This window comes from Amycolatopsis sp. NPDC114505 (genome assembly GCF_055633615.1).
The window spans coordinates 542,794-566,656 of record NZ_JBVKDV010000003.1 but is presented as its reverse complement, the minus strand read 5'-3'; the positions used below and the strand labels follow the sequence as shown (position 1 = coordinate 566,656).

The 23,863-nt window shown below is 71.6% G+C and carries 20 protein-coding genes; 10 read left to right on the top strand and 10 right to left on the bottom strand.

The genetic code is table 11. The features are described from left to right. Position 1: 1 nt before the first annotated feature. Positions 2-577 (bottom strand): DUF3090 domain-containing protein, encoded by a 576-nt coding sequence (locus ACZ7OU_RS31810; protein ID WP_470244128.1) that lies wholly within the window; start codon positions 575-577, stop codon positions 2-4. Between the two features lie 76 nt (positions 578-653). On the opposite strand from ACZ7OU_RS31810, the gene ACZ7OU_RS31805 reads away from it, so the two are divergent. From ACZ7OU_RS31805 to ACZ7OU_RS31790, 4 genes are read left to right on the top strand one after another with little or no spacing between them, the layout of a single operon-like run. Then, positions 654-2,573 carry a prolyl oligopeptidase family serine peptidase gene (locus ACZ7OU_RS31805; RefSeq protein WP_470258039.1) on the top strand — a complete coding sequence of 640 codons (1,920 nt, stop codon included), beginning with the start codon at positions 654-656 and terminating at the stop codon, positions 2,571-2,573. After that, a complete protein-coding gene (locus tag ACZ7OU_RS31800) occupies positions 2,570-3,469 on the top strand; it encodes a S66 peptidase family protein (RefSeq protein WP_470258038.1) in 900 nt (299 codons plus the stop codon). The genes ACZ7OU_RS31805 and ACZ7OU_RS31800 overlap by 4 nt, the downstream gene beginning before the upstream one ends. Then, the gene (locus ACZ7OU_RS31795) at positions 3,466-3,876 is read left to right on the top strand and encodes a TIGR03668 family PPOX class F420-dependent oxidoreductase (protein ID WP_470258037.1); all 411 of its coding nucleotides are present in this window, start codon (positions 3,466-3,468) and stop codon (positions 3,874-3,876) included. The genes ACZ7OU_RS31800 and ACZ7OU_RS31795 overlap by 4 nt, the downstream gene beginning before the upstream one ends. Before the next feature lie 41 nt (positions 3,877-3,917). After that, positions 3,918-4,181 carry a hypothetical protein gene (locus ACZ7OU_RS31790; protein WP_470258036.1) on the top strand — a complete coding sequence of 88 codons (264 nt, stop codon included), beginning with the start codon at positions 3,918-3,920 and terminating at the stop codon, positions 4,179-4,181. A 26-nt stretch (positions 4,182-4,207) separates the two neighbouring features. Here the strand turns inward: ACZ7OU_RS31790 and mptB are convergent, their stop codons facing one another. The 5 genes from mptB to ACZ7OU_RS31765 form a co-directional block, all read right to left on the bottom strand. Beyond that, the gene (gene mptB, locus ACZ7OU_RS31785) at positions 4,208-5,743 is read right to left on the bottom strand and encodes a polyprenol phosphomannose-dependent alpha 1,6 mannosyltransferase MptB (RefSeq protein WP_470244123.1); all 1,536 of its coding nucleotides are present in this window, start codon (positions 5,741-5,743) and stop codon (positions 4,208-4,210) included. Between the two features lie 72 nt (positions 5,744-5,815). Further along, positions 5,816-7,468 carry a nickel ABC transporter ATP-binding protein NikE gene (gene nikE / locus ACZ7OU_RS31780; RefSeq protein ID WP_470258035.1) on the bottom strand — a complete coding sequence of 551 codons (1,653 nt, stop codon included), beginning with the start codon at positions 7,466-7,468 and terminating at the stop codon, positions 5,816-5,818. Continuing rightward, positions 7,465-8,361: an ABC transporter permease gene (locus ACZ7OU_RS31775; RefSeq protein ID WP_470258034.1), complete on the bottom strand. Its 897-nt coding sequence runs from the start codon at positions 8,359-8,361 to the stop codon at positions 7,465-7,467. Before ACZ7OU_RS31775 ends, nikE begins: the two co-directional genes overlap by 4 nt. Beyond that, positions 8,358-9,383, bottom strand: coding sequence for an ABC transporter permease (locus ACZ7OU_RS31770; RefSeq protein ID WP_470258033.1), 1,026 nt, complete (start codon positions 9,381-9,383; stop codon positions 8,358-8,360). Before ACZ7OU_RS31770 ends, ACZ7OU_RS31775 begins: the two co-directional genes overlap by 4 nt. Before the next feature lie 2 nt (positions 9,384-9,385). Beyond that, positions 9,386-11,218, bottom strand: a complete 1,833-nt coding sequence (locus tag ACZ7OU_RS31765; RefSeq protein WP_470258032.1) for an ABC transporter substrate-binding protein — start codon at positions 11,216-11,218, stop codon at positions 9,386-9,388. 170 nt (positions 11,219-11,388) lie between these two features. On the opposite strand from ACZ7OU_RS31765, the gene ACZ7OU_RS31760 reads away from it, so the two are divergent. From ACZ7OU_RS31760 to ACZ7OU_RS31750, 3 genes are read left to right on the top strand one after another with little or no spacing between them, the layout of a single operon-like run. Continuing rightward, complete coding sequence (locus tag ACZ7OU_RS31760; RefSeq protein ID WP_470244118.1) at positions 11,389-12,216, top strand: M55 family metallopeptidase; 828 nt, start codon at positions 11,389-11,391, stop codon at positions 12,214-12,216. Continuing rightward, positions 12,209-13,504, top strand: a complete 1,296-nt coding sequence (locus ACZ7OU_RS31755; protein ID WP_470258031.1) for a M20/M25/M40 family metallo-hydrolase — start codon at positions 12,209-12,211, stop codon at positions 13,502-13,504. Before ACZ7OU_RS31760 ends, ACZ7OU_RS31755 begins: the two co-directional genes overlap by 8 nt. Positions 13,505-13,508: 4 nt before the next feature. Beyond that, positions 13,509-13,874 carry a hypothetical protein gene (locus ACZ7OU_RS31750; RefSeq protein ID WP_470258030.1) on the top strand — a complete coding sequence of 122 codons (366 nt, stop codon included), beginning with the start codon at positions 13,509-13,511 and terminating at the stop codon, positions 13,872-13,874. Here ACZ7OU_RS31750 and ACZ7OU_RS31745 read toward each other — a convergent pair. Further along, positions 13,871-14,824 carry a zinc-binding dehydrogenase gene (locus ACZ7OU_RS31745; RefSeq protein ID WP_470258029.1) on the bottom strand — a complete coding sequence of 318 codons (954 nt, stop codon included), beginning with the start codon at positions 14,822-14,824 and terminating at the stop codon, positions 13,871-13,873. The two genes, ACZ7OU_RS31750 and ACZ7OU_RS31745, sit on opposite strands and share 4 nt — an antisense overlap. A 54-nt stretch (positions 14,825-14,878) precedes the next feature. Here ACZ7OU_RS31745 and ACZ7OU_RS31740 point away from each other — a divergent pair, with 54 nt between their 5' ends. Continuing rightward, complete coding sequence (locus ACZ7OU_RS31740) at positions 14,879-15,658, top strand: AraC family transcriptional regulator (RefSeq protein ID WP_470258028.1); 780 nt, start codon at positions 14,879-14,881, stop codon at positions 15,656-15,658. Here ACZ7OU_RS31740 and ACZ7OU_RS31735 read toward each other — a convergent pair. After that, positions 15,634-16,266: a class I SAM-dependent methyltransferase gene (locus tag ACZ7OU_RS31735; protein ID WP_470258027.1), complete on the bottom strand. Its 633-nt coding sequence runs from the start codon at positions 16,264-16,266 to the stop codon at positions 15,634-15,636. The genes ACZ7OU_RS31740 and ACZ7OU_RS31735 overlap by 25 nt on opposite strands. A gap of 41 nt (positions 16,267-16,307) precedes the next feature. Then, positions 16,308-17,939 (bottom strand): tannase/feruloyl esterase family alpha/beta hydrolase, encoded by a 1,632-nt coding sequence (locus tag ACZ7OU_RS31730; protein WP_470258026.1) that lies wholly within the window; start codon positions 17,937-17,939, stop codon positions 16,308-16,310. Positions 17,940-18,088: 149 nt separating this feature from the next. Between ACZ7OU_RS31730 and ACZ7OU_RS31725 the strand changes: the two genes are divergently transcribed. Further along, positions 18,089-22,399 carry a GH92 family glycosyl hydrolase gene (locus ACZ7OU_RS31725; protein WP_470259015.1) on the top strand — a complete coding sequence of 1,437 codons (4,311 nt, stop codon included), beginning with the start codon at positions 18,089-18,091 and terminating at the stop codon, positions 22,397-22,399. Between the two features lie 74 nt (positions 22,400-22,473). Continuing rightward, positions 22,474-23,007, top strand: coding sequence for a YciI family protein (locus ACZ7OU_RS31720; RefSeq protein ID WP_470258025.1), 534 nt, complete (start codon positions 22,474-22,476; stop codon positions 23,005-23,007). Positions 23,008-23,060: 53 nt separating this feature from the next. On the opposite strand, the gene ACZ7OU_RS31715 is transcribed toward ACZ7OU_RS31720, so the two are convergent. After that, a complete protein-coding gene (locus tag ACZ7OU_RS31715; protein ID WP_470258024.1) occupies positions 23,061-23,816 on the bottom strand; it encodes an alpha/beta fold hydrolase in 756 nt (251 codons plus the stop codon). Between the last annotated feature and the right edge of the window lie 47 nt (positions 23,817-23,863).

Here is a 23,863-nt window from a genome sequence, read left to right as displayed (position 1 = left end):
GTCAGTCTTCGTCCGCGTCGGTCTCGCGCCGGTAGCCGTTCTGCCGCGGGCAGATGTGCCCGTTCGGGTCGAGCGGCTCCCCGCACAGGGGGCAAGGCTTGCGGCCGGCGTTGACGACGCGGTCGGCTCGCTCGGCGAAGGCGCGGGCGGCCGCCGGGGTAAGGAAGACGCGGACCGCGTCCGGGCCCTCCTCGGTGTCGTCGAGCACGACCGTCTCGTCGACCTCGCCCTCGGTGATGGCGAGCAGCTCGATGACGACGGCGCTGCTGTCGGCGTCCCAGCCGAGACCCATGGTGCCGACGCGGAACTCCTCCTCGACCGGGACGGTGAGCGGGTCGACGTCGAGCTGGTCGTCGGGGACGTCGTCGGGCACGTCGGCACCGAAGCGGCTGGCGACCTCCTCGAGCAGCGAGCTGAGCCGCTCCGCGAGGACGACGACCTGCTGCTTCTCGATGGCGACGCTGATGGTGCGCACGTCCTCGGAGGCCTGGAGGTAGAACGTGCGATCGCCGGGCTCGCCGACGGTGCCGGTGACGAACCGATCCGGCTGGCGGAAGACGTGGATTACGCGAGACATAGCAGTGTCGACCCTAGGCCACGGGCGCATGATCGGCATCCGCCGCCCCACCTTCGCGGGCCGCTAGCCTCTGGGGGTGTCTCGGATCTCCCCGTACGGAACCTGGTCCTCGCCCATCACCGCCGCCGAGGTGGCCGCCGCCGGTGGCGGCCCGCAGTGGCTCGACGTCGTCGGGGACGAGGTGTGGTGGGCCGAGGCGCGGCCGGGTGAGCAGGGCCGGGTCGCGCTGGTCCGGGCGGTGCCGGGGGGTACCGAAGACGTGCTGCCGGCACCGTGGAACGTCCGCAACCGGCTGCACGAGTACGGCGGCCGGCCGTGGGCGGTCGTGGCCGGTGTGGTGGTGTTCACGCACTGGGCGGATCAGCGCGTTTACGCGGTGAGCGAAACCGGTGTGGTGCCGCTGACACCCGCTCCCCCGGAGCCCCAGAGCGTCCGGTACGGCGACCTGCGGGCCGGGCGGCCCGGTGAGGTGTTCGCGGTCCGCGAACGCAGTGTCGGACCGCGGCCCACCGACGTCGAGCGGGAGCTGGTGGCGATCGCCCTCGACGGCGGCGCGGAGCGGGTGCTCGCCGCGAGTCACCGCTTCCTGACCGTGCCGAAGCTGTCGCCGGACGGGCGGCACGCGGCGTGGTTCGGCTGGGACCACCCGGCGATGCCGTGGGACGGGACCGAGCTGTGCGTGGCGCCGGTGGCCGAGGACGGGTCGTTCGGGCCGCACCGGGTGCTGGCCGGCGGCGCGGACGTCTCGGTGTGCCAGGTCGAGTGGGAGACGCCGGAGACGCTGCTGGCACTGCTCGACCCGGACGGCTGGTGGAACCTGCACCGGATCGGGCTCGACGGGACGTCGGCGAACCTCGCGCCGGTCGAGCGGGAGCTGGGCGGGCCGCTGTGGAAGGTGGGCGCGCGCTGGTTCGCCCCGCTCGGCGGTGGCCGGCACGCGGTGCTGGCGTCGGGGCGGCTGGCCGTGCTCGACGAGGCGGACGGCTCGGTGACGCCCCTGGCCGAGGAGCTGACGGCGTGGTCGTCGACGGGGCTCGCGGTGTCCGGCGACGACGTCGTCGGGATCGCCGGCGGCCCGGTCCGCGAGGCGGCCGTGGTGCGGGTGACCCCCGGCGGCGCGGTGACGGACCTGACGCCGCAGCCGGAGCTGCCGTCGGCGTTCCTGCCGGTGCCGGAGGAGCGGGTGTTCACGACGGCGGACGGCGAGACCGTGCCGGTGGTGCTGTACCGGCCGGCGAACCCGGACTTCGAGGCGCCCGAGGGTGAGCTGCCGCCGCTGGTGGTGCACGTCCACGGCGGGCCGACCGGGCAGTACCTGCCGATGCTGGATCTGGAGCTGGCGTACTTCAGCAGCCGGGGCATCGCGGTGGCGGCGGTGAACTACGGCGGGTCGACCGGGTTCGGGCGGGCCTACCGGGAGCGGCTGCGGGAGCAGTGGGGCGTGGTCGACGTCGCCGACTGCGTCGCGGTGGCCGAGGCGCTGGTGGCGGCCGGGCTGGCCGACGGCGGCCGGCTGGCGATCCGGGGCGGCAGCGCGGGTGGGTTCACCGCGGCCGCGTCGCTGACCACGACGAAGACCTACCGGGCGGGCACGGTGATGTACCCGGTGCTGGACCTGGCCGGGTGGACCGGCACCGAGGGCGACACGCACGACTTCGAGTCGCGCTACCTCGACGGGCTGGTCGGGCCGCTGCCCGCGGCGAGACAGCGGTACGTCGAGCGGTCGCCGCTGGCGAACTCGGCGTCGCTGGCCGGGCCGGTGCTGTTCCAGCAGGGGCTGGACGACCGGATCTGCCCGCCGGAGCAGGCGGACCGGTTCGTGGCCGGGCTGGAAGGGCGCGGGATTCCCTACGCCTACCAGCGGTTCCCCGGGGAGCAGCACGGGTTCCGGCAGGCCGCGACGATCGTGGCGGCGCTGGAGGCCGAGCTGTCGTTCTACGGCCAGGTGCTCGGGTTCGAGACGCCGGGCGTGACGCGGCTGGAGCTGTCGCGATGAGGCCGCCGCGCCTGCGGGCGGGTGACACGGTCGCGCTGGTGGCGCCGGCCGGGCCGGTGCCGGCGGACCTGCTGGAGAAGGCGATCCCGGTGCTGCGCGGCTGGGGTGTCGAGCTGCGGATCGGGCCGTGCGTGCGGGCCGAGCCGGGGTCGCCGCCCTATCTGTCCGGTTCGGACGCCGCGCGAGCGGCGGAGTTCACCGAGGCGTGGCTGGACCCGGGCGTGCGGTGCGTGCTGGCGGCGCGGGGCGGCTACGGCGTGCAGCGGATGCTGGACCTGGTGGACTGGGCCGCGCTGAAGGAGGCGGGCCCGAAGGTTTTGGCCGGGTCGTCGGACATCACCGCGTTGCACCGGGCGGTGGACGTCCACTTGGGACTGTCCAGTTTGTTCTCCCCGATGCCGGCGAGCGTGCTGTTCGACGACTTCGCGGTGGAGCACCTGCGGCGGTCCCTGTTCGACCCCGAGCGGAACCTGGTGGTGCGCGGCGGTTCGACGCTGGTGCCGGGCCGGGCGTCGGGGAGGCTGACCGGCGGGAACCTGTCGCTGCTGGCGGCCGGGCTGGGCACGCCGGAGCAGGGTTCGGCGCGGGACGCGGTGGTGCTGCTGGAGGACGTCACCGAGAGCGTCTACCGGCTGGACCGGATGCTGACGCAGCTGCTGCGCGGCGGCTGGTTCGCCGGGGTCCGCGGGATCGTGCTGGGTTCGTGGGCGGCGTGCGGCGATCCCGCCGAGGTCCGCGCGCTGCTGCTGGAACGGCTGGGGCCGTTGGGGGTGCCGATGGTGGAGGAGTTCGGGTTCGGGCACGTGGCGTCGTCGCCGACGTTGCCGCTGGAGGTCCCGGTGACCCTGGACGCGGACCTGGCGACGTTGACGTTCGACGCTCCGGCGCTGACATGAAGCTTTCCCCGGCGGAGGCCCGCGCGCGCTTCGCTTCGGCGAGGGTCGCGCGGCTGGCGACGGCGTCCGCGGCCGGCGTCCCGCACCTGGTGCCGGTGACGTTCGCGGTGCACGGCGACGAGGTGGTGTTCGCGGTGGACCACAAACCGAAGTCTTCCCTGGCCTTGCGGCGGCTCCGCAACATCGCGGAGAACCCGGCGGTGTGCTTCCTGGCCGACGGCTACGACGAGGACTGGTCGCGGCTGTGGTGGGCCCGGGCGGACGGCATCGCGCGGGTGCTGCCCCCAGGTTCCGAGCCGGTTTCGTGGCTGGTGGCGAAGTACGAGCAGTACGCGGAGCGGCCGCCGGAACACGCGGTGGTGGTGACGGAGATCCACAAGTGGGGTGGTTGGTCGGGCTCGGCCTGAATTCGCTACCCGACAGTGGGCCGGCGTGGCATCGTCCGGCCATGGCTTACGAGGAGCGGGAGCACGCCGGGCGCTTCTACGGGGTGCAGTTCATGTACGCCGTGCCGGAAGACGCCTGGTTCATCGAGCTGACCGACGTCACATCCGGTTGCATGATCATGACGGGAGTCGTGCCCGACGAGGATCCGTCAGTGGAGCCGACCGTGCGCGTGCACGCACCGGAGGAGTACCGCATCCCGCACGAGATCATGGTGTGGTTCATGGCGAAGGTCGCCGAGGAGATCGCGCGCAGCCGCCCCGCCTAGGAGGAACTGCGTAGGCAGGCCGGGTCCTAGTCGCGGAGGAACTTCTCTGGGCGGCGCCACGCGTCGATGATGCCCAGCGGGTCGGGGCGCAGCAGCGAAGCCGCCGAGTACAGGCTCGCCACCACCACCAGCGCGATGAACCACCAGTCGTACAGAGCCTGCTCGCCCGTCGGGTAGTAAACCAGCGTCACGAACACCGACACCGCCACCACCAGCGCGAGGTGGCGGGGCTGCCACTTGAACGCCGACAGCAGCACGAAACCCCAGGTCAGGTACCACGGAAGGGTCGGCGGCATGAGGATCGCCACCGCGAGCAGCGAGATGCCGGCCCGGTAGACCGCCTCCGTGCCGCCGCCGCGGCCGAGCCACCACTGGCGGGCGCCGAAGCCGATCAGCAGGAGCATGCCCGCCGCGCGGGCGACCGTGACGAACGGCGACACCTGGACGTCCACGACGATGTGGACCAGGTTGTAGAACACCTCGCCGATACCCGTCGGGATGTTCAGCCAGTTCGCGATGAGCTGCGGGGCCTTGAGCCCGGACCACCAGCCGAGGTTCAACGACCCCAGCGAGATCCACGTGCCCGCGACGAACACCGGGAGGAACAGGCCCACCGACGCCGCTCCGGCGCGCAGGAAGTTGCGGACCTTGGACTCGCCGGGCAGGTGGTTGGCCCACATCCAGACGATGAACGGCAGCGCGATCGCGGCCGTCGGCTTGATCAGCATGCCGATCGTCACCAGGACGACCGCGACGACGTGCTTCTTCTCCAGCGCGGCCAGGACGCCGATGGTGAGGAACGCGAGCATCATCAGGTCGTTGTGCGGGCCGCCGAAGAGGTGGATCACCATCATCGGGCTGGCCACCGCGAGCCACAGCGCCACCGGGAGCTTGCCGCCGAGGTGCTTGACCAGGCGCGGGAGCGCCCACAGCGTGCCGACCAGGCCGACGAGCAGGACCAGGCGCATGAGGATGACGCCGAGGATCATGTTGTCGCCGCTGACCGAGACGACGGCCTTGGAGATCAGCAGGAACAGCGGTCCGTACGGGGCGGGCGTGGTCTGCCAGAGCGGGTGGACGTTCTGCACGACGTTCGGCAGCACGTCGAGCTCGGCGGGGCCGTTGGCGTACGGGTCGAGCCCGTAGAGCAGCTGGGCGCCCTGGCCGAGGTAGGAGAAGACGTCGCGGGTGAACAGCGGCGGTGAGATGAGCAGCGGCGCCATCCAGCAGCCGGCGGCGACCAGGATCGGGCGGCTGCCGACGCGGCCCTGCAGCACGTAGCGGCCGAGCCGGACCCAGGCCCACACGACGAGGCCGAAGCCGGTGTAGAGGACGGCGTTGGCGAGCATGCGACCGTGGCCGTAGCGGATCCACGAGAGCGGGCCGTGGCCGAGCACGGGGTCCTTGATCAGGATGCCGCCGGCGCCGAAGGCCGCGATCATGAGCAGGGTGCTCCCGACCGTGCCCATCGCGATCGTGCGGTAGGGGAATCGCGAGGGCGTGAGAAGCCGCTCGGCCAGCGTGGTCGAGGGCGTCTGCGCGGGGTCGGTGGTGGTCGCCATTTCCGTTCGGAGGTTACACACTGCGCTGAAGCGGGCTTCCCGCAGTATCAGTTTTTCGACGTCACGTCGCGGTCAGTTCGCGACGGTGCGGCGCTGGGCGGTGCCGCCGGGCAGGGCGGCCAGCAGGGACTTCGTGTAGTCGTGCCGCGGGTCGAGCAGGACCTGTTCCACCGTCCCGGTTTCGACGAGCTCGCCGCGGTACATCACGGCGACGCGGTCGGCGATGTTCCAGGCGAGACCCAGGTCGTGGGTGATCACCAATGCGGCGAGGCCGAGCTCGCGGCGCAGCCTCAGCAGCAGTCCGAGGATCTCGCCGCGGACGGACGCGTCGAGGGACGCGACCGGTTCGTCGGCCACCACCACCGACGGTTCCAGCGCCAGTGCCCCGGCGATGACGACGCGCTGCCGCTGGCCGCCGGAGAGCTGGTGCGGGAGCCGGTCGGCGTACTTCCCGGCGGGCCGCAGCTCGGCGGCCTCCAGTGCCCGGTGGACGACGGCGCGCTCGTCGGCGAGCTTGTGGATGCGGGGGCCCTCGGCGACGGCCTCGTAGACCGTGTGGGCCGGGTTCAGCGCACTGGTCGGGTCCTGCAGCACCAGCTGGACCTGCCGGCGGTAGGCCTTGAGGCCCGCGCCGCCGGACGGGACCGGGTTCCCGGCGTAGCGGACCACGCCGGAGTCGGGTTTCTGCAGGCCGAGCAGGGTGCGGGCCAGGGTCGTCTTGCCGGAGCCGGACTGCCCGACCAGCGCGACGATCTCGTCGCGCGCGATGGCCAGGTCGACGCCGGCGACGGCGTCGATCCGCTTACCCGTGCGGTCGCGGAAGGACACTCGCAGGTTCTCCGCGGCCAGCAGCGGTTCGCCGGCCGGGGCGCGGTCCGCGGGCTCGGGCGGGAGGGGGTTGCTGGTGGCCGGGGCGAAGCGCGACACCGGGTCGCCGACCGTCGGGAACGCCGCGGCGAGCGCCCGGGTGTGCTCGTGCTTCGGCGAGCCCATCACCTCGGCACTGGGGCCTTCTTCGACGATCTGCCCGTCGTACATGACGGCGATGCGCTGGCAGGTGGCGGCGAGCACGGACAGGTCGTGGCTGATCATGATCAGGCCGATGTCCTGCTCGGCGACCAGCCGGGAGAGCAGGTCGAGGACCTGGGCCTGGACGATGACGTCGAGGGCGGTGGTGGGCTCGTCGGCGATGATCAGCCGGGGCGAGCAGGCCAGTGCCATCGCGATCATGACGCGCTGTTTCTGCCCGCCGGACAGTTCGTGGGGGTAGGCGCCGGCGCGGCCCGGGGGCAGGTCGACCTGAGTGAGCAGCTCGGCGACCCGCGCGTCGACTTCGGCGTCGGTGAGCGCCTTCCCGGAGGGTGGGTGCAGCCGCAGGGGCTCGGCGATCTGGTCGCCGATCTTGCGGACCGGGTTGAGGGCGTGCATGGCGCCCTGGAACACCACGGACGCCTCGGCCCAGCGGACCGCCCGCAGGCGGCCCCACTTCATGGCCGTGACGTCTTCGCCGTCGAGGAAGATCTCGCCGGTGATCTTCGCCGTGTGCGGCAGCAGGCGCAGGACGCTCATCGCGACGGTGGACTTGCCCGACCCCGACTCCCCCGCGACGCCGAGGGTGCCGCCGGGGTCGAGGGTGAGGCCGACCCCGCGCACGGCGGGCACGTCCTGCTCGCCGACCGCGTAGGTGACGGTGAGGTCCTTGAGCTGCAGCAGCGGGGTGGTCACTTCTTCAACCTCGGGTTGAGCACGGTCTCCAGTCCCCGGCCGACCAGGGTGAAGAAGAGGACGACGAGCACGATCGCGATGCCCGGCGGGAGCACGTTCCACCAGGCGCCGCGGCTGATGGCGCCGTTGTTGAGTGCGTCTTCCAGCACCTTGCCCCAGCTGACGGCGTTGGCGTCACCGACGCCGAGGAACGACAGGGTCGCGTCGGCGATGACGGAGTTGCCGACCACGAGCGTGGTGTTGGCCAGCACGAGCGGCATGACACCGGGCAGGACGTGCTTGCCGATGACGTGCAGGTGGCCGCCGCCGAGGGCGTGGGACCGCTCGATGTACGGCCGGCTCTCGATGGTCAGCGTCTGCGCCCGGACCAGCCGGGCGGTGCTGGGCCAGGCGGTGAGGCCGATGGCGACGATGATCGTGCCGACGCCCTTGGGCAGCACGGCCGACAGTGCGATCGCGAGGATCAGCGACGGCAGGACCAGGAAGAAGTCGGTGAACCGCAGCAGCGTGGCCGACACCCAGCCGCCGAAGTGCGCGGCGGTGATCCCGATGAGCGTGCCGATGATGACCGACAGCAGGGCCGCGGAGAACCCGACGAGCAGGGAGATCCGGCTGCCCCAGACGGTCATCAGCAGCACCGACCGGCCGAAGTTGTCGGTGCCGAGCCAGAAGTCGGCGGTGGGTGGGGACAGCGGCTGCCCGGTGGCCTTGGTGACGTCGAGGCCGCTTTCGTCGCTGATCAGCGGCAGCAGCAGCGCGACGACGACGGTGGCGCCGAGCAGGATCAGCCCGACGAGCGCGGCGCGCTGCCCGGCGAACTCCCGCCAGGTGCGGGCGATCGAGGCGCGCCGTCGGCTCCACGCGATCTGCCGCGGTGTCTCGGCGGTGGTCATGAGGTACGCACCCTCGGGTCGAGCACGCGGTAGAGCAGCTCCGCGAGCAGGTTCATCAGCACGACCGCGCTGGCCAGGACGGTGAACACGCCCTGCAGCACCGGCAGGTCGGGCCCGTGCAGCGCGTCGTAGGTCAGCTGCCCCAGGCCGGGCCAGCTGAACACGGCCTCGACGGTGACCGCGCCGGCGACGACCTGGCCGAACTGCATGAACACCAGCGTGGTGGTCGGCAGCAGGGCGTTGGGGACGGCGTGGCGCCTGCGGACGAGGTCGTCGCGCAGGCCCTTGGCGCGGGCGGTGGTGAGGTAGTCGGCGTTCATCTCCCCCAGCAGCGACGACCGCATGATGAGCATGTACTGGGCGTAGAACACCGCCAGCAGCGTCACGCACGGCAGCACCAGGTGGTGCAGGACGTCGACGGTCTGGGAGAACACGTCGGGCGCGGCGTCCGGGGAGTGCATGCCGCGGCTGGGGAACAGGCCGTTGCTCACCACGAGCAGCATCAGGCCGAGCCAGAACTGCGGGACCGACCAGAGGGTCAGCGCGATCCCGGTCTGGGCGCGGTCGAAGAGGCTGTCGCGGCGCCAGGCGGCGCGGATGCCCAGCCACAGGCCGATGATGACGGCCAGGGTGGTGGCGCTGCCGACGAGCAGGATGGTCGGCCAGAGCCGTTCGCCGATCATGTCGGCGACCGGGCGGCCGTTGTTGAGCAGCCGGGACTCGCCGAGGTCGCCGTGCAGCAGGTCCCAGAAGTACTGGCCGAACTGGACGAAGACGGGCTTGTCGACGCCCATCTGCGCGCGCAGCTCGGCGATCTGCTGGGGGCTGGTGGCGCGGTCGCGGGTCATGGCGGCGACCGGGTCGCCGGGCAGCATGCGGAAGAGGAAGAAGAACAGCACGACCACCAGCACGATGCTGATGACCGCTTCGAGGACCTTCTGGAGCACGAACCGGGCGGTGCCGGTCCCGCCGCGGTGCTCGTCGGGGTCGACGAGCACCGCGGCTTGTTCGGGGGCGGTCATCCTTACTCGCGGTCTTCCGAGGTCTTGTTCCGGCGGCTGATGATGACGACGCCGGCGACGATGATCACCACGACGATGGCGCCGACGACGATCCACACGACGGTGCCGCCGCTGCCGGAGTCGGCGGTCGCTTCCGCGCCGGCCGGGGTGGCGCCGTAGACGCCCCAGTAGCCGGTCTGCTCGAGGATCGCGCCCTTGGGCTGCGGCTGGGTGGTGAAGGCGGCGAACTTGTCGGAGCGGTAGGCCTCGAGCGCGTTCTGGTAGTCGAGCACGATCGTCGGGAACTGGCTGTAGAGCCGGGCCTGGGCCTGCTTGACGTAGTCGGCGCGCTTCGCGTCGTCGGTCTCGGTGAGCTGCTTCTTGTAGAGGTCGTCGTAGGGGGCGTCGCAGAAGAACGTGTCGGTGCTGCCGCCCTTGCCGTCGGCGCTGGGGCGCGCGGCGCAGGTGTGCAGCGAGAGCACGTAGTCCGGGTCGGGGTTGGTGCCGTAGCCGCCGATGGCGAGGTCGTACTTGCCGGTCTGGGTGCGGTCGGACAGCTCGTCGTCGGAGACCAGGTCCTGCTTGACGGTGATGCCGATGTCCTTGAGCCAGCCGCTGACGTACTGGGCGACGCCCTGGTCGTAGCTGCGGTTGGCGTGCCCGGTCAGGCGCAGTTCGAGCTTGGCGCCGTCGGGGGCGGCGCGGACGCCGTCGGCGCCCTTCTTGTAGCCGGCCTGCTCGAGGGTCGCGTTGGCGGCGGCGAGGTCGAACTTGACCTTCTCGGTGGCGCTGGGGTCCCAGTGGTAGGCGCTGTAGACCGGGGGTACGACGCCGCCGCCGACCTGGCCGAGGCCCTTGAGCACCTTGTCCACCAGCGACTGGGTGTCGACGGCCTGGGTGATCGCCTTGCGGACGTTGATGTCCTTGAGCACCGGGTTGCCGTCACCGATGGGGTTGTTCGAGCTGTCGGTGACGCCGAAGTTGAACGCGAGCTCGTCGTAGCGGCGGCCGGGGGCGGCGTTGGTGGTGATGCCGTCCTGGCCCTGCAGCGCGGCGAACTGGTTGGGGTTGAGCCGGTTGATGACGTCGACTTCGCCCTGCTTGAGCGCGTTGACCGCGGCTTCGGTGTCCTTGAACTGCAGCAGCTGCAGTTCGTCGACCTTCGGGGCGCCGCGCCAGTAGTCCTTGTTGGCCTTGAGCTTGACGTACTCGTTCGGCTTGTACTCGGTGACCTGGAACGGCCCGTCGGAGACGCCGGCGATCTTCAGCTCGTCGGTCGAGGGGTCCTTGAGGTCCTTGACGCCGTCCCAGATGTGCTGGGGCACGATCGGCACGTCGAGCAGGTTCATGTTGACCTGCACGGTCTTCGTCTTGATGACGAGGGTGGTGTCGTCGGGCGCGGTGACCGTCTCGAAGTTGGCCACGTAGTTGCCGTTGGCGGTGCGGGCGTTCTCGTCGGTGAGCATGCGGTTGAAGGTGAACGCCGCGTCCTTGGCGGTCACCGGCTGCCCGTCACTCCACTTGACGCCGCCGCGGATCTTGAACGTCCAGGTCAGCTTGTCGGCTGACGGCGTCCAGGACTCGGCCAGCGCCGGCGAGGCCTCGGCCTTCTCGGCGTTCGGGACCGTGAGGAACTCGTAGGTGAACCGGCCGATCTGCGTGGACGCGGCGAGCACGGCGGTGAACGGGTTCAGGTGGTCGATGCCGGTGGTCAGCGCGACCCGCAGCACCTTGCCCTGCTGGGCCTGGGCCGGGGCGGCGAGCGGGATCGCCGCCATCGTCGCGGCCGCGACGACCGCGCCGACGCGGCCCAACCGGCCGATCCTGCGTGGGAAATGCACCAAAAACCACCCCATCGTTCTCGCTGTGAAGCCTCCCCAAGGACGAGAAGTAACCACATACCCGGACAACCGCGCAATATGTTGCCGCCTCGGCAGGTGTCCGATCGTTATCGATCGCGTTCGACTACGCACCGTGATCGGGGATCGGTGCCCAGGGCGCCGGCGGCCTGGTTAGAGTGCCGGTCATGCGCATCATGATCTCGGCGGACATGGAGGGCGCCACCGGCGTCACCTGGACCGACGACGTCGTGCCCGGTTCGCCGCAGTGGGACCGCTTCCGGCGGCTGTTCACCGGTGACGTCAACGCGGTGCTGGCCGGGCTGTTCGAGGCCGGCGCCGGGGATGTGCTGGTCAACGAGGCGCATTCGTCGCAGCGGAACCTGCTGCTGGAGGACCTCGACCCGCGGGCGCGGATGCTGACCGGGCGGCACAAGCCGCTGTCGATGATGCAGGGCGTCGACTCCGGTGTGGACGGTGTGGTGTTCCTGGGCTACCACGCCGGCGCCGGGTTCGACGGGGTCCTTTCCCACACCTACCTGGAGAACCAGATCACCGGGGTGTGGCTGGACGACGTCCCGGCGAGCGAGGGGCGGCTGAACGCGGCGATGGCCGCGGAGTACGGCGTCCCCGTCCTGCTCGTTTCGGGTGACGACAAAACGTGTGACGACGCCCGTGACTACGCTCCGGAGGCGGAGCTGGTCCAGGTGAAGGAGTGCGTGAGCCGGTACGCGGCGATCTGCCTGCCGCCGGCGCGCACGGCGGACCTGCTGACCGGCGCGGCGGCCGACGCGATGGCGCGGGCCGGGCGCGAGGAGCGGCAGGTCCGGGCGCACCGGATCGAGGTGGAGTTCGACGCGAGCCACCTCGCGCAGGCGACGGCGGTGATCCCGACGGTGGAGCAGATCGGCACGCGCCGCGTCGGCTTCGACGCGGTGACCATGACCGAGGCGATGAAGGCGTTCAAGGTCGTCACGGCGATCGCGGCCGGGGCGGTGCAGGGCATCTATGGCTGAGGTCGACGTCGTCGGGCTGTGCGCCGACCTGATCCGGTTCGACACGACCAACCGCGGGAACAACGACGCCGAGCCCGAGCGCCCGGCCGCCGAGTACGCGGCGGCGTTCCTCGACGGGCTCGGCATCCCGTCGAAGATCCTCGAGGCCGCGCCCGGGCGGGCCAGCGTCGTCGCCCGCGTGCCCGGTACCGATCCGTCCTTGCCCGCGCTACTGGTGCAGGGCCACCTCGACGTCGTGCCGGCGGACGCCGCCGACTGGTCGGTGGACCCGTTCTCCGGCGAGGTCCGCGACGGCTGCCTGTGGGGCCGCGGCGCGACCGACATGAAGGACTTCGTGGCGATGGTGCTCGCCGCGCTGGCCGGCGGCGTGCGCCCGCGGCGTGAGCTGGTGCTGGCGTTCGTCGCCGACGAGGAGGACCGCGGCGAGTGGGGCGCGCATTGGCTGGTCGCGAAGCACCCCGAGCTATTCGAAGGCTGCGAAGCCGCCATCAGCGAGTCCGGCGGCTACACCTACCACGTGCCCGCGGCCGACGGCCGTGACGTGCACCTGTACCCGGTCGGGACGGCCGAGCGCGGGACGGCGCACCTTCGGCTGACGGCGCGCGGCCGGGCCGGGCACGGGTCCCGGCCCAACGACGAGAACGCCGTCACCCGGTTGGTGGGCGCGCTGCACCGGATCGCCGCGCACCGCTGGCCGGTGACGCTGACCCCCGCGGTGCGGGCGTTCCTGGAACGGACCGGCGAGGCGCTGGGCGTTCCGGCGGACTTTTCCGATGTGGACGCGACGGTGGCGGCGCTGGGCCCGGCGGGTTCGCTGGTGGTGCCGACGGTCCGCAACAGCACGACCCCGACGATGCTGGACGCGGGCTACAAGGTGAACGTGATCCCGTCGACGGCGACCGCGCAGGTCGACGTGCGGGTGCTGCCGGGCACCGAGGAGTCGTTGTTCGCGGCCTTGGACGAGCTGCTCGGCGAGGGCGTGACGCGGGAGTTCGTGGCGCACCAGCCGCCGGTGCAGGCCCCGGTCGACTCGCCGTGGTTCGCCGCGATGGCGGCGGCGTTGCGGGCGGAGGACCCGGAGGCCGTGGTGGTGCCGTACTGCCTGGGCGGCGGGACGGACGCGAAGGCGTTCGCGCAGCTGGGCATCGCCAACTACGGGTTCGCGCCGCTGTGGCTGCCGAAGGGTTTCCCGTACCGCGCGATGGCGCACGGGGTGGACGAGCGGGTCCCGGTGGAGGGCCTGCACTTCGGGACCCGCGTCCTGGCCCGCTTCCTGGCGGAGTGTTAGCGCGGTGTCCACGAACGTCGAGCCGGTGCCCCGTCGTCAGCTCCGCCCGTACCAGGTGTGGCTGATCGGCGTTCCACTCAACCTGCTGCTGGCCATCCCGTGCGCCTACCCGGTCGCGTTCGTGATGCTGGGGGCGCAGGTCCTCGCGGGTGAGCTGGGGTGGGGCACGGTCGATCCCACGGTGGTCGACGACGGCGTCGGTCTCGTGATCGGTCTCGGCCTGGTCGCGCTGGTGCTCGCCGGACTGGTCGTGTTCGGCCTGAACGCGCTGTTCGCCTTTCGGGCGCCGCGGTTCAAGGCGGGCCGCTACTGGCTCGTGGTGGCCCTGCTGGTCGTGGTTCCCGACGTCGTCTACTGGACCAACCGTTAGTCGAAGAGCACGACCAGCTTCCCGGCCGCCTTGTCGTCCTCCATGTACCGGTGGGCCTCGGCGATGTCGTCGAGGCCGACGACGCGGTCGAGGTGGGGCCGGTAGATGCCGGCCTCGACTTCGCGGACGACCCGCTGCAGCACGGCGTTTCCCGCGCTGCCTTTGAGGTTGTCGCTGTGGAACGCCGTCAGCTTGGTGCCGGACGGGATGTTCGCGATCGGCTCGAAGCCGGGGACGAGCCAGCCGCTGAGGGAGCCCGCCACGCACACCGTGCCGCCGCGGCGGACCCGGTGCAGCGAGTCGACGACGGTGTCGGCGCCGACCAGGTCCAGCACGTAGTCGGGCCGGCCGGGCACGTCGTCGAGGACGACGTGGTGCACGCCGGCGGCGGTGAGGGCGTCGCGTTTGGCCGGGTCGCGGGTGGTGGCGGTGATCTCGAGACCGTGGCCGGCGGCGATCGAGGCCGCGGCCAGGCCGACCGACGACGTCCCGCCGCGGATCAGCAGGTGCCCGCCCGGCGTGATGCCGAGGGTGTCGAGGGCGCCTTGCGCGGTCAGGTAGGTCTCGGGCAGCGCCGCCACGGTGTCCCAGGGCAGGGTCGTGGTGATCGGCATCAGCAGCGGGTTGGGCAGCAGCGCGTACTCGGCGTACCCGCCGTCGAAGGCGCGGCCCATCTCCCCCATCACCGCCGCGACGGTGGTGCCTTCCGGAAGTCGCTCGTCGGTCGAGGTCTCGACGGTGCCGACGCACTCGATCCCGAGCACGCGCGGGAACGTCACGCCGGGGGAATGTCCTTGCCGGGTCCGCAGTTCCGACCGGTTCAGGCCCGCACCGCGCACCCGGACCAGGCTCCAGCCGTCGCGGACCGCCGGCACCGGCAGTGCGCGGACCTCCAGCACTTCGGGGCCGCCGGCCCGGACGCAGACCGCCGCTCGCATCGTGTCGCTCATGCGTCCACTGTCGACGCGGCGGCGGGCGGCCGACCACCGGTAAACTGCCACGCTATGCCCATCGACCGCCAACCCGAGCCGACGTCGCGGCTGTGGCCGGCCGGCGGCGCTCACCGGTGGCCGTCGGGCGGCGTGAGCCCGACGGACTCGCACACCCGCGGACACCTCGTGTACGCCGCCCGGGGTGTGCTGTCCGTGCACACCGAACGGGGTACGTCGATCGTGCCGGCGAACCGGGTCGCCTGGACGCCGGCCGGGTTCGCCCACCGGCACCGCGCGCACGGCGACACCGACATGCGGATCGTCTTCCTGCCCGCGTCACTGGCCCGGCTCGTGCCGGACCACCCCGCGGTGTTCACCGCCTCGGACCTGGCCCGCGAGATCCTGCTCGCGCTGACCGGCCCCGCCGAACCCGAGAAGGCCGCGAGCGCCCGGCTCCGCCGGGTCCTCGTCGACCAGCTCAGCGACGCCCGCGAGCAGCCGCTGCACCTGCCCGAACCCCGAGATGACCGGCTGCGGGCACTGGCCCGGGTGCTCTACGAGAACCCGGGCGACACCACGCCGCTGGCCGGGCTCGGCAAGGCGATCGGCGCCGGGGCGCGGACGCTGAGCCGGCTTTTCCACGACGAGCTGGGCATGACCTTCTACGAGTGGCGCACCCAGCTGCGCCTCTGCCACGCGCTGGTGCTGCTCGCCGAAGGCCACGACACCAGCCACGTCGCGCACGCCTGCGGCTGGTCGAACCCGAGTCAGTTCATCGCGGCGTTCCGCGCCGTCCTGGGCACCACGCCCGGCAGGTACCGCGCAGATCAGCGGGTGAACGTCGCCCAGTAGCGGAGACCGTCGTGGATGGTCTCCAGGCTCACCAGCCGCACGCCGCCCTGGGCGACCGACTCGATCTCCGCCCGGCTGAACGGCCAGGGCGGGCCCGGCTCGGCGGCCACGTTCTCCTCCGCGACCTCCGACACGATCGCCGTGCCGCCCGGCGCGAGGAACCCGGCCAGCGCCGTGATCGCGGCCGCGCGGAAGTCGCGGGGCATCGCCTGGATGTTGATGATCTCCACCACCAGGTCGAACGCCCGGTGCCACTCCCCCGGCGGGTTCAGCAGGTCCGCCACCACGTAGTCCACTGTGGACTCCGGGAAGCGGGCGCGGGCGGCTTCGACCGCGGCCGGGGCGACGTCGAACGCCGTCACCGCCCACCCGGCCGCCGACACCAGCTCGGCGTCGTCGCCCAGTGCGCTGCCGACGACCAGCGCGCGGCGGCCGTCACCCGGGCGCATCCACTCGGCCAGTGCCGCGTTCGGCTTGCCGCGGGTCCACGGGACCTCGGCTTCGCCGCGGGCGGCGGCGGTGTAGAGCTGGTCGAACCACCGGGTGGGGTCGCCTTCGGCGAGCGAGGCGCGGGACAGGACGCGGTCGGCGGGCTCCGGTGTCGTCATGATCGTGACCTTAGCGACGGCACCGGGCCCGCGTGACCGGTTTACCGCGCCACCGGCCCCGGAAGCGCGTACAGCTCGTTGCCGGCCCAGTCGACGACATCCCGGACGGGTGAAGTCGGGGGCGCCGGGCGGAAGTTGGCCGCGTCGTCGACGCTGCCGGTGCCGTCGTAGACCGCGCGCTGCGGGTAGGCGAACACCGGCCGCGTGCGGGTGACGGCGCCGGCGGCGTCACGGCCGGTCGCGGTCACCTTGGTGGGCGTGGTGCCGCGCTCGACCCAGGCGACCAGCTCGCGAAGCGGGTCGAACTCGGTGATCGTGGTGCCGCCGCCGCAGTGGTAGAGCGACGGGACCATGAACAGCCGGGCGAAGTCCTGGGACCGGCCGCGCGTGAGCCGCTGGTAGTAGTCGAGCGTGCCGGTCGGCGGGATGGCTTCGTCGGCCCAGCCGTGCCAGAGCACGAGCTTGCCGCCGCGCCGCTGGAACGCCGAGAGGTCGGGGTTCATGGCGTTGTAGCGGACGCCGACCGGGGTGAGCCGGTCGAACTCGGCCTTGGTGAAGGCGAAGGTGTCGACGGTCGAGGCCGGCGCGCCGATCGGGTAGGCGAGGTAGCGCAGGTAGTTGTCGGCGAGGCTGCGGGCGAAGGCGAAGCCGCCGGTCTCGGGGGTCGCGATGATCCAGCCGGCCCAGGACAGCTCGGAGCCGGGCTGCTGGCCGCCGGGGTAGAGCAGCGTGCCGTGGGCGTCGACCGGCGGTGAGTAGATCTTGCGGGTCGCCGCGACCTGGGCCGGGGTGAGGCACGACGGCGTGTCGGCACCGGTGCAGGTCAGCTTCGCCGGGTCGAAGTGGCACGCGCGGGGGTCGTCGAGCTGGCCGTCGGTGAGCCCGTCGAGGCGGTCGCAGGCGGCGAGGACGGCGTTGTGCAGGGCGGGCAGCTTCGCGGCGGTGAGGATCGGGCTGCCGTCGGCGGCGCTGTTCACCCGGGCGAGCCACGTCTGGTAGACGCCGAGCAGCGCCTGCCAGTCGCCCGCGGGGGCGCCGGCGACGATGCCGTCGAAGTCGGCCGGGTACCGCTGGGCCAGCTGGAGTGCTTCGCGGCCGCCGTCGGAGCAGCCGGTGAAGTAGGACTTCTTCGGCGGCGAGCCGTAGAACGCCCGGATGATCGCCTTCGACGCCCGGGAGACGACGTGGGGTGCGCGGAACTCGAAGTCGTCGCGCGCGGCCTGGTTGTGGGCACCCCAGCTGCCGTCGTCGACGACGGCGGGGGTCGTGCCGACATGGCCGTCGTCGGTGGCGGCGACCGCGACGTCGCCGCCGTGGGGCAGGTCGCAGTCGGCGAAGGGGGGCGGGTTGACGATGCCGCAGAAGCCGCCGCAGCCGTACTGCAGGTAGCGCCCGGCGTAGGTCTTGGTGGGCAGCCGCAGCTCGAAGCGGACGGCGGGCTCGACGTACCCCTGCACGCCGCAGTACTCGGGGTCGGTGCCGGTCGCGGCGACGACGGCGGCCGAGGTGACGTGCGTGGCGGCGCCCGGGAGGGCGAACCCGTGGACCAGGTCGCCGCAGGCGGCGATCGGCCGGACGGCGGCGTCCTCGGCGGCGGTGGCGGCCGGTGGTGCGAATCCGGTGGTGGCGAGCAGGAGTGTCGCTAGTGCGGTGAAGATCCGGACTGGTCTCATCGGGTTCCCGTTCCCTCGGTTGTCCAGTTCTGGCCAGGTTTGCCGACCGGTCTTGACATCGATGTCACCCGCGCGTTTGTCTTCCTGGGCGCCGCTGGGTCCCCGCCCGCGCGGTGCCCTTGTTCATCCCTCCAGAGCTTGGAGCAATGATGCCCCGAAGCGCCAGACCACCGGTCGCCATGATGCTGGCCGCCACCGTGGTCGCCGCCGGCCTGGTCGCCCTCCCCGCGGCCGCGAGCGCCGCCGAGGACGCCCTCCCCGCCGATTTCTCCTCGTCGTTCGAGCCGGGTGACCCCCAGCCGACGTGGACCGACACCGTCGACACCGACGCGGCGGGCAAGCCGCGCGCGTACGGCGTCAACGGCGCGAACGGCACCGCGATCCCCGGCGACATCCGCGGCAAGGTCACCGAGACCAGCGCCAGCAGCGAGAACACCGACGGCGGCGAGGTCGTCGCGAACCTCGTCGACGGCACCACCGACACCAAGTGGCTGTCCTGGGACCCGACCGCGTGGGCGCAGATCAACCTGTCCGAGGCCACCTCGGTCACGCACTACGCGATCTCCTCGGCCAACGACTTCGACGAGCGCGACCCCAAGGACTGGACGCTGCAGGGGTCGAACGACGCGAGCGCGTGGACGGACCTGGACAAGCAGTCCGGCCAGACGTTCAGCGCGCGGTTCCAGCAGAAGGACTACAAGCTGGCCGCGCCGAGCGCGGCGTACAAGTACTACCGGCTGGACGTGACGGCCAACAACGGCGGCCCGATCCTGCAGATGTCGGAACTGCTGCTGGCCAACGACGACCCGGCGCCGCCGCCGCTGCCGAACATGCGCAGCTTCACCGACTCCGGGCCGACCAGCGGGTACACGAACAAGAACCGCGTCGGCTTCACCGGCATGAAGGCGTTCCGCTACTCCGGCAGCCAGACCGCGACCGGCCACGGCTGGTCGTACAACAAGATCTTCGACGTCGACGTGCCGGTCGTGGACTCGACCGAGCTCTCGTACAAGGTGCAGCCGCAGTTCATCACCGGCGACCTCAAGTACCCGAGCACCAACGTCGCGATCGACCTCGCCTTCACCGACGGCACCTACCTGCGCAACCTCGGGGCGACCGACCAGTACGGCTTCCCGCTGACCCCGGAGGGCCAGGGCGCCTCCAAGGTGCTCTACGCCAACCAGTGGAACCTGGTGCGCTCGGCGATCGGGCAGGTCGCCAAGGGCAAGACGATCGACCGGATCCTGGTCGGCTACGACAACCCGAACGGGCCGGGCTCGCTGCAGGGCTGGCTCGACGACGTGAAGGTGTCGGCGACCCCGACGCCGCCGTCGAGCACCCGCCCGAGTGACAACGTGGTCACCACCCGGGGCACGATGGCCAACAGCACCTTCTCCCGGGGCAACAACTTCCCGGCCACCGCGGTGCCGCACGGGTTCAACTTCTGGACCCCGGTCACCGACGCCGGCTCGGGCAGCTGGCTCTACAACTACAGCACCCAGAACAACGCGCAGAACCTCCCGCAGCTGCAGGCGTTCAGCGTGAGCCACGAGCCCAGCCCGTGGATGGGTGACCGGCAGGCGTTCCAGGTGATGCCGTCCGCGGCCGCCGGGGTGCCCGACGCCAACCGCGACGCGCGGGCGCTGCCGTTCAAGCACAGCGACGAGACCGCGCGGGCGCACTACTACGGGGTGCAGTTCCAGAACGGGATCAAGACGGAGATCGCGCCGACCGACCACGCGGCGATGTTCAAGTTCTCCTTCCCCGGCGCGGACTCGAGCCTGATCTTCGACAGCGTCAACAACTCCGCCGGGCTCACGCTCGACAACGCCACCGGCACGCTCTCGGGCTACACCGAGACCAACGTGTACGCCGGTGCGGGCCGGATGTTCGTCTACGCGACGTTCGACAAGCCCGTCACCGCCGGCGGCAAGCTCACCGGGCAGGGCCGCGACAACGTCACCGGCTACCTGCGCTTTGACGCCGGCGCGGACAAGACCGTGAACATGCGGATCGCGACGTCGCTGATCAGCGTCGACCAGGCGAAGAAGAACCTGGCGATGGAGATCGCGCCGGCTGCGACGTTCGACACCGTGCGCGACGCCGCGCAGAAGGCGTGGGACGACCAGCTGAAGGTGATCGAGGTCGAGGGCGCGTCGAAGGACCAGCTCACGACGCTCTACTCGAACCTCTACCGGCTGTTCCTCTACCCGAACACCCAGGCGGAGAACACCGGCACCGCCGACAAGCCCGCGTACAAGTACGCGAGCCCCGTGTCGCCGAAGACCGGCACGGACACCGCGACCCAGACCGGGTCGAAGGTGGTCGACGGCCAGATGTACGTCAACAACGGCTTCTGGGACACCTACCGCACGACCTGGCCGGCGTACGCGCTGCTCACGCCGGACATGGCCGGGAAGATGGTCGACGGGTTCGTGCAGCAGTACCGCGACGGCGGCTGGATCGCGCGCTGGTCCTCCCCCGGCTACGCGGACCTGATGACCGGCACGAGCTCCGACGTCGCGTTCGCCGACGCCTACCTCAAGGGCGTCAAGAACTTCGACGTCAAGTCGGCCTACGACGCGGCGGTGAAGAACGCCACGGTCACCCCGCCGAACTCGGCGGTCGGCCGCAAGGGCCTGGACCAGGGCATCTTCCTCGGCTACACGCCCAACACCGCCAGCGAGGGCTTCTCGTGGGCGATCGAGGGCTACGTCAACGACTTCGGCATCGCGAACCTGTCGAAGAAGCTGGCCGACGAAGCCGCGCCGAACGACCCCCGCAAGGCCGAGTACCAGGAGAACTACGAGTACTTCACCAGCCGCGCCCAGCAGTACGTGAACCTGTTCGACCCGAGCACCGGGTTCTTCCAGGGCAAGGACGCGAGCGGGAAGTTCACCAAGACCAAGGACCAGTACGACCCGCGCTCGTGGGGCGGCGACTACACCGAGACCGACGGCTGGGGCATGGCGTTCACCGTGCCGCAGGACGGTCAGGGCCTGGCGAACCTCTACGGCGGCAAGGCCGGCCTGGCGACCAAGCTGGACCAGTTCTTCGCCGACCAGGAGACCGCCAACTACCCCGGTTCCTACGGCGGCGTGATCCACGAGATGCGGGAGGCGCGGGACGTGCGGATGGGCCAGTACGGCCACTCCAACCAGCCGGCGCACCACCTGCTCTACATGTACGACTACGCGGGTCAGCCCTCGAAGACCCAGGCGAAGGTCCGTGAAGCGCTGTCGCGGCTCTACAACGGCAGCGAGATCGGCCAGGGCTACGCCGGCGACGAGGACAACGGCGAGATGTCCGCGTGGTACATCTTCAGCGCGCTGGGCTTCTACCCGTTGCAGATGGGCAGCCCGAACTACGCGATCGGGTCGCCGCTGTTCAAGAAGGCCACCATCCACCTGGCCGGCGGCAAGAACCTGGTGATCAACGCGCCGAAGAACAACGCGAAGAACGTCTACATCCAGGGCGTGAAGGTCAACGGCAAGGCGTACTCGTCGACGTCGCTGCCGCAGGACGTCATCGCGAAGGGTGGGACGATCGACTTCGACATGGGCCCGAACCCCTCCAAGTGGGGTACCGGCCCGAACGACGCGCCGAAGTCGATCACCACGGGTGACGCGGTGGCGACACCGCTGCACGACGAGACCGGCGCCGGCAAGGGCACGCTGTCCACTTCGGACGGTTCCGACGCGACGGCGCTGCTCGACAACACCTCGCGCACCCAGGCCGCCGTCACCGGCGCCCTGCAGTACCAGCTGAACAACACCGACGAAGCCGTCACGCACTACACGCTGACGTCCCAGACCGGTGCGGGCGACCCGAAGAGCTGGACGCTGAAGGGCTCCTACGACGGCAAAACCTGGGCGGTGGCCGACCAGCAGACGAACCAGGCGTTCAGCTGGCGGCAGCAGACCCGCGCGTTCAAGGTCGCCAACCCGGCGCACTTCGCCTACTACAAGCTCGAAGTCACCGCGACCAGCACCGGCGCCCCGGCGCAGCTGGCCGAGTTCGAGCTGCTGGGCAAGCCGGACGCGTCCTGCACGAAGACGATCACGGGTGCGTCCAACGGCCCGCTCACGGTCTCGTCCGGCACGGTGTGCCTGCAGGACGCGACCGTGTCGGGCCCGGTGACCGTCGCACCCGGCGCGTCGCTGGTGGTGCGGGGCGGCGAGATCAAAGGCCCGCTCGCGGCGACGGGTGCCGGCCAGGTCGTGCTGAACCGCACGAAGGTGGGCGGCCCGGTGGCGATCACCGGGGCGACCGGCACAGTGTCGATCGAGCTGACCCAGGTGGGCGGCCCGGTCGCGCTGACCGGCAACCACGGTCCGGTGCTGACGTCGAGCACGATCGGCGGCCCGCTGGCGTGCGCGGCGAACTCGCCGGTCCCGACGGACTACGACCTTCCGAACACCGTCCGCGGCCCGTCCGCGGGGCAGTGCGCGAAGATCTAGTCCCGTAGCCGGAGTGTGTGAGGGCCTTCCCGCCGGTGGCGGGGAGGCCCTCACCGCGTGGGGAGGGGTGCGCGATGGAGTTCTTCTGCTACCACCGGGACCGGCCGGGCTCGGCCGCGCTGCGCGAGGAGCTGGTGGAAGAGCACTGGTCCTACATGGACCGCTTCACGCTGACCGCCCGCGGCCCGACCTTCGACGGCGACACGCCCACGGGCAGCGTGCACATCGTGGACGTACCGGACCCGGCGGCGGCCCGCGCGTTCGCGTTCGACGAGCCCGGGTACCAGGCCGGGGCCTACCGCGACGTGCTGCTGCGCCGGTGGCAGGACGCGCTGGGCCGCACGATGGGGGACTTCCCCGGTGGACGGTCCGGCGGGGACCGGTACCTGGTCCTCGGGTTCGGCTCCGGTGAACCTGCCGAGGTGACGGGCTCGCGGGAGGAGCTGATCGCGTACGGGCAGCTGCTCTCGGACGACGGCGCGGCGTGGCTGGGCACGGCGGTGCTGCTGCGGGCACCGGACGCGGATGCCGCGCGGGGTGTCCTGGCGCCGGGACGCTACGCCGGGGTCGAGGTGCACCGCTGGCAGTTCGGCGGCCGCCAGGGCTGACCCCGCGGCCGGCGGGAGGGTCGGCTCGCGTACCCGGGCTGCCACTCCTCCGGTCAGAGGCGGCGGAGCCTGGCCAGCGTCGTGCACAGGGCCGGGGCAAAGGCGTCCACGTCGGACTCGAAGCCGTGGTGACCGCCCGGGAACCGCGCGTACCCGCACGCCAGGTGCTCCGCCTGGATCCGGGCCGACTGCTCCAGGCACGAATCACGGCTGGTCTCGCCCGCCGCCGTGACCACCGGGATGCCCGTGCGGCGGACCGCGTCCAGGTCCGGGGTGTGCAGGACCACCGCCGGGAACTCGCGGGCCAGGAAGAGCTCCGCGGCCGCCGGGTCCGGGAAGTCGGCCGTGCTGATGCCGGCCATGGCCAGGGCCGCGTCGAGGCCTTCGCGCTCGTGGGTGGTGCGGACCTTGCGGGCGATCGCCAGCCACCTGGGGGCGTCCGGGAGCAGGGTGATCGCCGGGGCTTCGTGGACCACCAGCTCGGTCACCGCGTCGGGGACCTGCGCGGCCAGCTCGAACGCGACCGAGCCGCCCGCGCCCTGGCCGAACACCGCCGCCCTCGGTCGCGCCGGGCGGGCGGCGCGGATGACGGCGGCCGCGTCGCGGGCCTGCTGGCCCATGTCGAAGTCGGTGCCGGGTCCGCGCCGGTCGTAGGTGAGGACCGCGTAGGTGCCGGCGAGCCGCCGCGCGAGTCCGGTGTAGCGGGCGCGGTAGCCGCCGCGGCCGGCGATCAGCAGCAGGAGCGGGCCGTCGCCCAGCAGCTCGTAGTGCAGCTCGGCACCTTCGTGCCGGACGATGTGCGTCCCCATGCCGGCCTCCCCCCGCGTCGGCCACACGCTACGCCGTTCGGCCGATA

What these genes read in the sequence shown, in the direction of transcription:
- ACZ7OU_RS31725 (WP_470259015.1), top strand. Translation starts at nt 18,089, where the DNA reads ATGCCCCGAAGCGCCAGACCACCGGTCGCCATGATGCTGGCCGCCACC.
- ACZ7OU_RS31800 (WP_470258038.1), top strand. Translation starts at nt 2,570, where the DNA reads ATGAGGCCGCCGCGCCTGCGGGCGGGTGACACGGTCGCGCTGGTGGCG.
- ACZ7OU_RS31740 (WP_470258028.1), top strand. Translation starts at nt 14,879, where the DNA reads ATGCCCATCGACCGCCAACCCGAGCCGACGTCGCGGCTGTGGCCGGCC.
- ACZ7OU_RS31730 (WP_470258026.1), bottom strand. Translation starts at nt 17,939, where the DNA reads ATGAGACCAGTCCGGATCTTCACCGCACTAGCGACACTCCTGCTCGCC.
- ACZ7OU_RS31735 (WP_470258027.1), bottom strand. Translation starts at nt 16,266, where the DNA reads ATGACGACACCGGAGCCCGCCGACCGCGTCCTGTCCCGCGCCTCGCTC.
- ACZ7OU_RS31810 (WP_470244128.1), bottom strand. Translation starts at nt 577, where the DNA reads ATGTCTCGCGTAATCCACGTCTTCCGCCAGCCGGATCGGTTCGTCACC.
- ACZ7OU_RS31795 (WP_470258037.1), top strand. Translation starts at nt 3,466, where the DNA reads ATGAAGCTTTCCCCGGCGGAGGCCCGCGCGCGCTTCGCTTCGGCGAGG.
- ACZ7OU_RS31775 (WP_470258034.1), bottom strand. Translation starts at nt 8,361, where the DNA reads ATGACCACCGCCGAGACACCGCGGCAGATCGCGTGGAGCCGACGGCGC.
- ACZ7OU_RS31755 (WP_470258031.1), top strand. Translation starts at nt 12,209, where the DNA reads ATGGCTGAGGTCGACGTCGTCGGGCTGTGCGCCGACCTGATCCGGTTC.
- ACZ7OU_RS31760 (WP_470244118.1), top strand. Translation starts at nt 11,389, where the DNA reads ATGCGCATCATGATCTCGGCGGACATGGAGGGCGCCACCGGCGTCACC.
- ACZ7OU_RS31770 (WP_470258033.1), bottom strand. Translation starts at nt 9,383, where the DNA reads ATGACCGCCCCCGAACAAGCCGCGGTGCTCGTCGACCCCGACGAGCAC.
- ACZ7OU_RS31720 (WP_470258025.1), top strand. Translation starts at nt 22,474, where the DNA reads ATGGAGTTCTTCTGCTACCACCGGGACCGGCCGGGCTCGGCCGCGCTG.
- ACZ7OU_RS31790 (WP_470258036.1), top strand. Translation starts at nt 3,918, where the DNA reads ATGGCTTACGAGGAGCGGGAGCACGCCGGGCGCTTCTACGGGGTGCAG.
- mptB (WP_470244123.1), bottom strand. Translation starts at nt 5,743, where the DNA reads ATGGCGACCACCACCGACCCCGCGCAGACGCCCTCGACCACGCTGGCC.
- ACZ7OU_RS31745 (WP_470258029.1), bottom strand. Translation starts at nt 14,824, where the DNA reads ATGAGCGACACGATGCGAGCGGCGGTCTGCGTCCGGGCCGGCGGCCCC.
- ACZ7OU_RS31715 (WP_470258024.1), bottom strand. Translation starts at nt 23,816, where the DNA reads ATGGGGACGCACATCGTCCGGCACGAAGGTGCCGAGCTGCACTACGAG.
- ACZ7OU_RS31765 (WP_470258032.1), bottom strand. Translation starts at nt 11,218, where the DNA reads ATGGGGTGGTTTTTGGTGCATTTCCCACGCAGGATCGGCCGGTTGGGC.